General features: G+C 57.9%; 9 protein-coding genes. 6 read left to right on the top strand and 3 right to left on the bottom strand.

The features are described from left to right. Window positions 1-575 precede the first annotated feature (575 nt). From M7Q83_RS13370 to M7Q83_RS13345, 6 genes are all read left to right on the top strand, one after another. Window positions 576-722: a hypothetical protein gene (locus tag M7Q83_RS13370; protein ID WP_298339864.1), complete on the top strand. Its 147-nt coding sequence runs from the start codon at window positions 576-578 to the stop codon at window positions 720-722. A gap of 392 nt (window positions 723-1,114) precedes the next feature. Next, the gene (locus tag M7Q83_RS13365; RefSeq protein WP_298339861.1) at window positions 1,115-2,458 is read left to right on the top strand and encodes a carboxypeptidase-like regulatory domain-containing protein; all 1,344 of its coding nucleotides are present in this window, start codon (window positions 1,115-1,117) and stop codon (window positions 2,456-2,458) included. Continuing rightward, the gene (locus tag M7Q83_RS13360) at window positions 2,436-3,080 is read left to right on the top strand and encodes a hypothetical protein (protein WP_298339858.1); all 645 of its coding nucleotides are present in this window, start codon (window positions 2,436-2,438) and stop codon (window positions 3,078-3,080) included. Before M7Q83_RS13365 ends, M7Q83_RS13360 begins: the two co-directional genes overlap by 23 nt. Next, window positions 3,077-4,711 (top strand): hypothetical protein, encoded by a 1,635-nt coding sequence (locus M7Q83_RS13355; protein WP_298339853.1) that lies wholly within the window; start codon window positions 3,077-3,079, stop codon window positions 4,709-4,711. Before M7Q83_RS13360 ends, M7Q83_RS13355 begins: the two co-directional genes overlap by 4 nt. Window positions 4,712-4,996: 285 nt before the next feature. Then, on the top strand, window positions 4,997-5,404 hold the full coding sequence (locus tag M7Q83_RS13350) for a VOC family protein (protein WP_298339850.1): 408 nt from the start codon (window positions 4,997-4,999) through the stop codon (window positions 5,402-5,404). A gap of 11 nt (window positions 5,405-5,415) precedes the next feature. Next, window positions 5,416-6,009: a YdeI/OmpD-associated family protein gene (locus M7Q83_RS13345; protein ID WP_298339848.1), complete on the top strand. Its 594-nt coding sequence runs from the start codon at window positions 5,416-5,418 to the stop codon at window positions 6,007-6,009. Window positions 6,010-6,322: 313 nt separating this feature from the next. On the opposite strand, the gene M7Q83_RS13340 is transcribed toward M7Q83_RS13345, so the two are convergent. The 3 genes from M7Q83_RS13340 to M7Q83_RS13330 all read right to left on the bottom strand — a co-directional run. Further along, window positions 6,323-6,835 (bottom strand): DUF664 domain-containing protein, encoded by a 513-nt coding sequence (locus tag M7Q83_RS13340; protein ID WP_298339845.1) that lies wholly within the window; start codon window positions 6,833-6,835, stop codon window positions 6,323-6,325. A 4-nt stretch (window positions 6,836-6,839) separates the two neighbouring features. Then, window positions 6,840-8,108, bottom strand: coding sequence for an RNA polymerase sigma factor (locus tag M7Q83_RS13335; RefSeq protein ID WP_366526424.1), 1,269 nt, complete (start codon window positions 8,106-8,108; stop codon window positions 6,840-6,842). Continuing rightward, the coding region (locus M7Q83_RS13330) for a YciI family protein (RefSeq protein ID WP_298339839.1) at window positions 8,105-8,736 on the bottom strand (632 nt) is incomplete at its 5' end. The genes M7Q83_RS13335 and M7Q83_RS13330, both read right to left, overlap by 4 nt.

The raw sequence follows: 8,736 nt of genomic DNA, 5'->3' as shown, positions 1-8,736 counted from the left end.
GCCGGCGGGGAGTTACGATTGGGAACCTTGGCCACATACATGCGTACTATTCTAGATCACTACCGCATATGTGTCAAGGCCATGAGCAACCAATCTCACTCATTCCTGAGAATACATGCCTACACTTCTGACCCACCCAGACAACAATCCCCTGATAGGGGGTCACTTTGGGGGTAGAAGAGGGGTGGTTTGGGGGGAACTACGGTCTAAGGGGACCTCAAGGGGTCCGCGCCCAACCGATGAAGGAAACTGCGGCGGGATTCCCCAACGAAGCTGCCATACATCACAACCAAAGTCATCCGTATCGCTCTTGAACCAAGCCGAGTACCGCACTCGGGGGGATAAACGAGTCCTCTTGGATAGTGCCGCAGAGCCAACCGTCTTGTCCTCCAGTGGAGTCGACGCCTACGAGCATCGGAAGTACTCCTCGGCAATTCTTCACGGGTAGCGCCCTCATCACTGGTTGAACCGACGAGGAAGAGGCCTGCACTGAACACCACCGACAAATCCGTGGTACGAAACGACTTTTGTGGGCTGACCACTGAGCTGTCAGAACCTCAACACATACTAACGACATGACCAAGAAGCAACTCGAACTCTTTGAACAACAGCAGCAGCCGCTTCACTCATCGGAGTACCGGCGTGAGTTGGGCCTCCACGGAGTGGCCAAAGTTCGGCATACCCTCTCGAGCGTGAGCTTTGCGCACCGAGATGTCGCCTAACCGAACGCATACCCCCTAGTAAACCACACGACAAGCACCCATCTCACTCGGCGCCGTGCACTAAGGATACGCTGCGGTCGGTTAGCGTAAAAAGCGCAAAGCGCGCACCGCTTTGACCCCCAACATCGATGGGACCACTGAACCGTCAATCCTTGGTACTGCTACTCCTCCCTACTGGAAGGAGTGTCGTTGTTCCAGAGAGATACCCGCCCACGCGCATCCCAGTTCAGCACACCGCCGGCAGCACGTAGTCGTCGTATCGCACCGACACCATGACCGCGACGCGAGGGATGACCGGCGATACGTCGACGCGACTTTCGCGGCGGTTCCCTTGTACATCAGTCTCGATCTTGCCCGCGTAGATTGGCTGCCACGTCCTGGCACTACTCTGGGTGTTCAGTTTTAGCCCATACTCTGCCGATATTCACCATGTGATCGGACATTTTCTCTCACTGCACCGAGATCAACAGGGGCTCTCACTGGTGAGCGTCGTTGTCGCGTTCACCATCTTGGCCATTGTCGTAGGACCTGCAACCTACTTGATCGAACAATCGACGCAGCTGTCAGTCGCATCGCGCCAACAAGTCACCGCCTCCGACCTGGCCCAATCTGAGATACAGGTCCTCAACGCCGAGGCGAATCAATCATTTGCGAATCTCACAACGATGCTCGGTACCACGAGCCATACCGAGACGGTTGGCCCAATCACCTACACGATCGCCGACGACCTGTACTGGACCGAAGGCACCAGCAATCCTGACGGTTGTAATGCCAATGGTGGATCGAGCCAGGTCCTAGAGCCAATCCTCTCAGCCTCGGTGACGGTGACCTGGACCAATATGGCGCCATTCCCACCGGTACGCAGTACCACTGGCTACCACGTACCCGCTGGATATAGTTCGCCGACAACGGGCTCTGTTCTGGTGGTCGTAGAGAACCAAGCGGCCGCGCCAGACGGTGACATCACCGTGCAACTCACCGCCCAAGGAGCTGCCAGCGATAGCGCACAAACAGTACAAACTGACACCCAAGGCTGCGCCTATTTCCCCTTCCTGGAACCGGGTAACTATACGGTTGCACTCACCGCACCCAGTGGTCAAGATTGGATAAGTCCTACGGCAAACCCGACGCCTTCCCAGACCCTCTCCGTGACTGCCTCTGCCAACTCCCAAGCCGACTTCACCTACGCCCAAGCAGCTACGATCACGATCGCCCCACCGAACATCACCGTTCCTTGGCAATTTGGGATCTCTCTCGGATCGACTTCACTTCCCGGAGGCGAAACGGTCTATGCGCCGGGCGGCACCACCCCAATCTCCAACATCTTTCCGGCGATCTCGGGCTATCAAGCCTGGCTTGGCCAATGTACACTGTACACCTCCTTCTCCGGAATTGACTTGGGGCCGACCGTGGTGGCGCCCCCGGGAGGAAGCGCCACGCTCAACCTTCTTGGACAACCAATCACCCTCACGGTGACGAGCCAAGGGTCGCCGGTTGCGAACGCGGCTGTCCATATCATCCAAACGACCAACTCGGGCACGCCTCTGGAGGGATGCACCAACTCGCTTACCGACGTTGGCACCACCAACAGTAGTGGGCAGCTGTCCTTCCTGGCCCCCATCGGTGCAATAACCTTGACCATCACATCTGGGTCCTCCAGTCTTGCCTACCCATCGACCGGTGCCCTTGCCACACCAGGGGGAGGAATGCTCGATGTTCCGATCACACTCCCTTAACAGCGACGATGGACTCGGCATCGTTGAGCTGGTCATCGCTGGCGCCTTGACCGGCGTGTTGAGTCTGATCACCTATAAGGTCATCACCTCATTTGAGGTCATCCAACAGGCCACGCTCAGCTCACAAGCGGCGACTGCATCGTCAGATCTCGGCTCTACAGAACTCACCAGGCTCCTGAGTCAGGCCACGACGACCGGAGATGGCGCACTCCTAGCTGCCTCACCATCCTCGCTCAGCTTCGACGCCATCGATACGAGTGGCAGGCTTGGCATCGAAGATATCTGGGTCACGACAACGCAGTGTCCGTGCCAGGTGGATGCGCAATTTCTGACCCAGCAACAGTCCTCGGCACCCATCACCAACCTCGGCTTCACCCTCGCATCACCCCAGCTCTTTTTGTACTACCAGACGCCATCGAACCCCAGCCAGCTCAGCCAAGCCGAGGTGGCCATCCCGGCTGGAGGTACCGCCAATCCGACCATCCTGGCCGGGATCCATCTGATCGGCGTCACGATCACCGAGGACGTAACCGACCAGGGAACGACTACCAGCCAGACACTGGTGGCGCTTCCCGGGTCAAGCTCACCAACACAGACCATCGCCGAGGAGGAAGCACCGTGAAGAAGAACGTTCGCAACGAGCATGGCGACGCACTGATCCTTGTCATCATTGCAGTCATGTTGATTACCCTGATCCCAGCTGGTCTGGTCGCTGCATCAGTCGGCCAACTACCACAGACCAAACAACGCCAAGAAAATCAAACGGCACTCGCCGCAGCCCAGGCAGGCGTAGCCAATTACGAAAATCTCTTAGATCAGTACTCGATCAACCAGCTCGGCAACTACTGGCGCTACGACGCTAACAACCTTCCTCCAGTCACCAACACCGCACTGACTGGGTGGGAACCAGTTTCCGGGTCCTCCACCGAGTTCTTCCACTATGCCGTCAACAACACCCAGACCGCTTCCAGTGGCATCGTACAACTCCTGGTAACTGGCGCTGCGGCGAGTGGCCCAAACACCCAGTATGTCACCCTCAACGCCTCCTTCCGCTCCCAAAGTTTCCTCAACTATCTGATCTTTGACAACAAAATGCTGATCGATCCAGTCTTCGCTGTGCATGCAGCACAACTACCAAACAACAAGGCCGAGAGTGACTGCAACTTCTCCTTTGCCCAATCCAATGGCACAAATGGCCAGCCTCCTAACGGACCCATCCTCCCCACCTGCGAGCAACTCCTGAACTTCTACGTAACCGGTCAGACCTTCAACGGCCCTGTTTTTTCCAATGACATGTTCTATCTCGCAGGGGACCCGGTCTTCAACGGTCCCGTCTACTCGGCCTCCGCGTTGACCAGCGGCAACGCCTCTCACCCCTACTGGATAGATCCCATCGACGCCTACTTAAACGGCAACAACGTCGACAACCCCGTCTTCAATGTGGGGGGCAACGTGCAATACCATACCCCGCTAGCCCTGCCGCAGTCGGACCAGGATCTCGAACAGATCGCCGCCGCCGGTGGTTGTCTTTACTATGGACCCACGCAGGTGACGCTCAATGGAACGACCATGACGGTGGTCTCCCCGCAGACCAAGAACACCACCTGCGTCGGCAACGATATCCCTCTTCCCGCAAATGGCGTGATGTACGTCGCTAGCCTGGCAGAGGCCAACAGTCAAACCTGTGCCTCTGGAACCATCAACATCGATCAGCAGGATGCCCCATGTCAAGAGGGGAACCTTGACATCCAGGGCACCCTCAATGGCCAGCTCACTGCCGCATCAGAGAACAACATCACGATTACCGGCAACCTTGAGTACGCCGGTTGTGGAGCGAACGGCACCTCGAGTCTCTTAGGCCTGATCGCCGACAACTTTGTCCAGGTAAGCAATGACTTTGCGAGCACCAACTCCACGCCCGATACTTGTTACTCCTACCCCTCGAATGATCCCGTGATCATGGCAGCGATCCTGACGCTCCAGCACTCGTTCGCAGTACAAGACTTCTGGAAACTCCCATTTGAAGGGACAATCTATCTCCGCGGTGCTCTGGCCGGCAACTATGCCGATATCGAAGGCACCTTCCAGGGGACAACCATCACCAACGGCTACGCGACGAACTACAGTTACGATCCTCGACTCGCCTATCTCTCCCCTCCCTACTTCCTCACGCCGGTAGCAAGCTCCTGGACCACGTTGAGCACCGTGACGGTGGATAATCCCACTGGTCTCCCAGCTCTACCAGCCGCATAAGGGACCTTCGATTGCGGCTATAATGGGCAATATTTTGTCGATATATGTCGCCTCGCAGATGGACCACGCGCACCTCAACCCAGGCGAAGAGAGGAGTCTCCAGTAAACCCGGGGTTATTCACTCATGACGGGCGGTAATTGCGAAGGGAGCCGACGGGCCGAGTGCTGTGATCTCTTCGACAGATGCACTCAAGTGATCGGCAACCACCAGACTCAATATACCAAGAGTATTGGTCACGTGTCGGGCGCTTGACAACGTTTGAAACCCATGCATATGATACAACGATGACTCGCGCGCAACTACGTTACGAACCCGGTGCCCCGATAGCGGGGTTTGCAATGTTCAACATCGACTGCGCGGACCCGGCGAGGCTGGCGAGTTTCTACGCGGCGGCACTCGGCTGGAAGGTCACCTACAGCGACGACAGCTATGGGATGGTCGAAGGCAACGGTATCAAGATAGGCTTCGGCAAAATCGAGGACTTTCGACCCGCACCGTGGCCAGATGAGACAGGCGCCAAACGGTTCCACCTCGACTTTCAGGTAGAGGACCTCGACCGGGCGACGAAGAGCCTGTGTGCTCTTGGAGCAAGACAGCCTGACTTCCAACCCGGTGGAGAGCGTTGGCGCGTACTCCTTGACCCCGACGGTCAGCCGTTTTGTCTGAGTCTACGTTCCGGCACCGCGACCTAGCACCTGTCGACATGACTGAGCTCGCCGAGCTACTCGTAACAGACGCCGATGCGTGGCACGCGTGGCTGGACACTCACCATGCCAATCACCCAGGCGTATGGCTGGTGTTGCACAAAAAGGGTGGCAAGGCAACATCTCTCACCTATGCCGAGGCCCTTGACGAGGCACTATGCTTTGGCTGGATCGATGGACAGATCGCACGACGCGATAGCGATAGCTATCGCCAGCGGTTTACGCAACGTCGACCGGAGAGTTCCTGGTCTGCTAAGAACGTCCAACATGTGGCTCGTCTCACCGAAGCTGGCAGGATGCAGTCAGCCGGGATCAAGGCCGTCGAAGCGGCTAAGGCTCAAGGACGGTGGCAAGCGGCCTACCTCGGCCAGGCCGACATGCAAATTCCGCCCGATCTCGCACAGGCATTCGCGGACAATCCCGAAGCCGCCGCGATGTTCGACACGTTGGATTCAGCAAATCGCTATGCAATTCTTTACCGGCTCACCACCGTCAAGCGCCCCACAACCAGGGAACGCAAGCTCACAGAGTACATCGACATGCTGATGCGTGGCGAAACCCTTCACCCTCGTAAGGTACCCAAAGATCACTAGTGAGTGTGCCAGCTTGAACTGATGTCGATTATACTTCGCTACCCGTTGCTGTGGATTCCGCACGGTTCGGCCGAATGCTTTTATTGCTGAGCTTGAGAGCTGGGCCACTGCCGTCACATGGTCTGACCTAGGGGATAATCAAGGCAGCGACTGTTGTTCGCGCATCGTAGTCAACTTCGAGGCTGACTCGGTTGCAACGAACCAATTCATTAGAGTTCGCGCCGTTGAGAACCAATCGGGAGGGAGTAAATGCTACTTGGTATCATGCTAGAGCCCAAACCGATCGGGCGAGGACCGGGGGCAAACATCGCGATCAATCGGTGAGGACAAGTCGTTGTTTGCCATCGATCAACTCACGTGCGGCATCGAGGTGACCAACGTGGGCGGCGGTCTCGGTGATAACGTGGAGTATGACCTCTCGGACGCTATCGAGGCGCCAGGAACCAAAGAGACTCTGTGGCCACCATGCGGGTGCCACGTCCAAGGAACTGGTAGCGCCAATTGCATCGGAAAGCTCGATGTTGTGCCGGTAGCCATCAAGTACCAAGTCGGCTGAGACATCGGGGTCAACGTTCCAGGCGTTGCTCGCCGAGGCAAACGCGTCCGCTATCGCGCTTTGGTCACCAGCAATGACAGCCTGGAACCAGAAACGTTCGACATCCAGGGATAAGTGATTGACAAGTCCAAGGCACGTCCAGTGCGAGGGAAGCATTCGACGGCACAGATCTTCGCCCCCGAGGCCAGCAAGCGCCTCGAAAATGTGGCTGCGTTGGTGGGTTAGAGAGGACGACAGCGCTTGGTACTCCTTTGGCATCTCTGACACCATGGGCTTATTCTCCTCCCGCTGAAGTGGTGATCTCAGCTAATCGACGACGGAGATATCGTCGTTCGACCTCTGATGGTGCCAGCGTACACGCCTTCGCATAGGCAGCTGCGGCGCTCATCTGATTGCCGAGGCGGCGCAGCAGGTCGGCACGTGTGGCTTCAAGGAGGTAATAGCGCTCTAGTTCCCCTTGATCGGTTAGCTCGTCGATGATCGCGAGTGCTTTTTCGATATTTCCCGTCATCGCCACCGCAACGGCTCGGTTGAGTCGTACCACCGGTGATGGCATCACTTTGTCAAGGAGACCGTAGAGGCCCGAGATCTCATCCCAGTCGGTGTCCGCACTGGTCTCTGACCGAGAATGGCAGGCGGCGATCGCCGCCTGGAGTTGGTAAGGGCCGACCCGGCGACACCTCAAGGCAGAGTCCAGCAATTCGATCCCTTCGCGGATTTCCACACCTTGCCAAAGGTCCCGATCCTGTTCTTCAAGGGTGATCAACTCCCCATCTGCGCCAAAGCGGGCACCGCGACGCGAATGCTGTAAGATCATCAGCGCCAAGGCACCGGTCACCTCAGGTTCATCTGGCATCAGCTGACGGAGAGCACGAGTCAACCGGATCGCCTCCCCACAGAGGTTCGTGTGGTCAATCTCGGAGACAGAGTAGCCCTCGTTGAACATGAGGTACAGTACTGCCAGCACGCCCGCAGTACGCTCGCCAAGCAAGTGCGCTGGTGGCACTCTAAAGGGGATCGCAGCCGCTCGGATCTTTGCCTTGGCACGGGTGAGGCGTTTGGCCATCGTCGCTTCGGACACCAGAAAGGCGCGCGCAATCTCGGCTGTACTCAGTCCCGCAAGGCTCCGAAGCGTTAATGCCACCCTGCCCTCCAACGGCAGCGCTGGATGACAGCAGGTGAACATCAGCTGGAGGCGATCATCGGTGACTGTATCAGTCTCTTGGAATAGCTCGAGCATCGCTTCTTCCTCCACCCCTGGCTGCAACGACGCGAGCGCCACCTGTTGAACCAATTCGACACCTCGGGTCGCTCGCCGTAACCGGTCGATGGCCCGGTTCCCGGCGACGGTCGTGAGCCATGCACCGGGACGTTGTGGAACACCACTCACCGACCAACTTCGCAGCGCCTCTGCGAAGGCCTCCTGGGCGCACTCCTCAGCCAGATCCCAGTCACCGGTGCGCCTGATCAGGGTAGCCACGATGCGAGCCCACTCTTCGTGGAAGGCAACGTCCACCGCCCGCTTCACATCCTCCGAGTTCATTGGCGGACGAATGGCCGCACCTCGACCATGTGATACTGAGCAAGCGGGTGCGCGGCCGCAATCTCGATTGCCTCCTTGGGCGCGTCACAAGAGATCACAGCGATTCCGCCGACGAACTCCTTGGTCTCGGCGAAAGGACCATCGGTCACCAACATCTCGCCGTTACGGACCCGTACGGTAGTGGCCGTGTCTTTATGAGCGAGTGGGTGCCCAAACACCCCGATGCCACGAGCCTTGAGGTCCTCCCACCACTCGATGCTCTGGCGCATGATCGACTCCTCAACCTCAGGAGCGGCAGGGATACCGTCAAGGCAAGGCATCAAGCAGTATGGGTTGCCAACGGCATCGTCGCCGGCACCAAAGCGCTCGGCTGGTGCCCCCAGTTCCAGTCCATCGCGAAACGGCCTGATCTCGATCTGGTGGAACCACGCCACCGGATGCTTCGCCACGACCTCGATCGCTTCATCGAGGTCACAACACTCAAGTATGTCAAAACCTGCGATGAACTCCTTGGTCTCTACGAAAGGACCATCGGTCACCAACGTCTCGTTGTTACGGACACGTACCGTGGAGGCCGAACTTGGAGCCTCTAGCTCTCGGCCTAGCAGGCGCACCCCTCGCCTCTCCA

The organism is Ferrimicrobium sp. (genome assembly GCF_027364955.1).
In the GTDB taxonomy this organism is placed as follows: Bacteria; Actinomycetota; Acidimicrobiia; order Acidimicrobiales; family Acidimicrobiaceae; genus Ferrimicrobium.
This window is presented reverse-complemented; position numbering and strand designations above follow the sequence as displayed.

Excerpts from the sequence above, each read along its gene's own strand:
- M7Q83_RS13335 (WP_366526424.1), bottom strand. The coding sequence starts at position 8,108 with ATGAACTCGGAGGATGTGAAGCGGGCGGTGGACGTTGCCTTCCACGAA.
- M7Q83_RS13360 (WP_298339858.1), top strand. The coding sequence starts at position 2,436 with ATGTTCCGATCACACTCCCTTAACAGCGACGATGGACTCGGCATCGTT.
- M7Q83_RS13350 (WP_298339850.1), top strand. The coding sequence starts at position 4,997 with ATGACTCGCGCGCAACTACGTTACGAACCCGGTGCCCCGATAGCGGGG.
- M7Q83_RS13340 (WP_298339845.1), bottom strand. The coding sequence starts at position 6,835 with ATGGTGTCAGAGATGCCAAAGGAGTACCAAGCGCTGTCGTCCTCTCTA.
- M7Q83_RS13370 (WP_298339864.1), top strand. The coding sequence starts at position 576 with ATGACCAAGAAGCAACTCGAACTCTTTGAACAACAGCAGCAGCCGCTT.
- M7Q83_RS13345 (WP_298339848.1), top strand. The coding sequence starts at position 5,416 with ATGACTGAGCTCGCCGAGCTACTCGTAACAGACGCCGATGCGTGGCAC.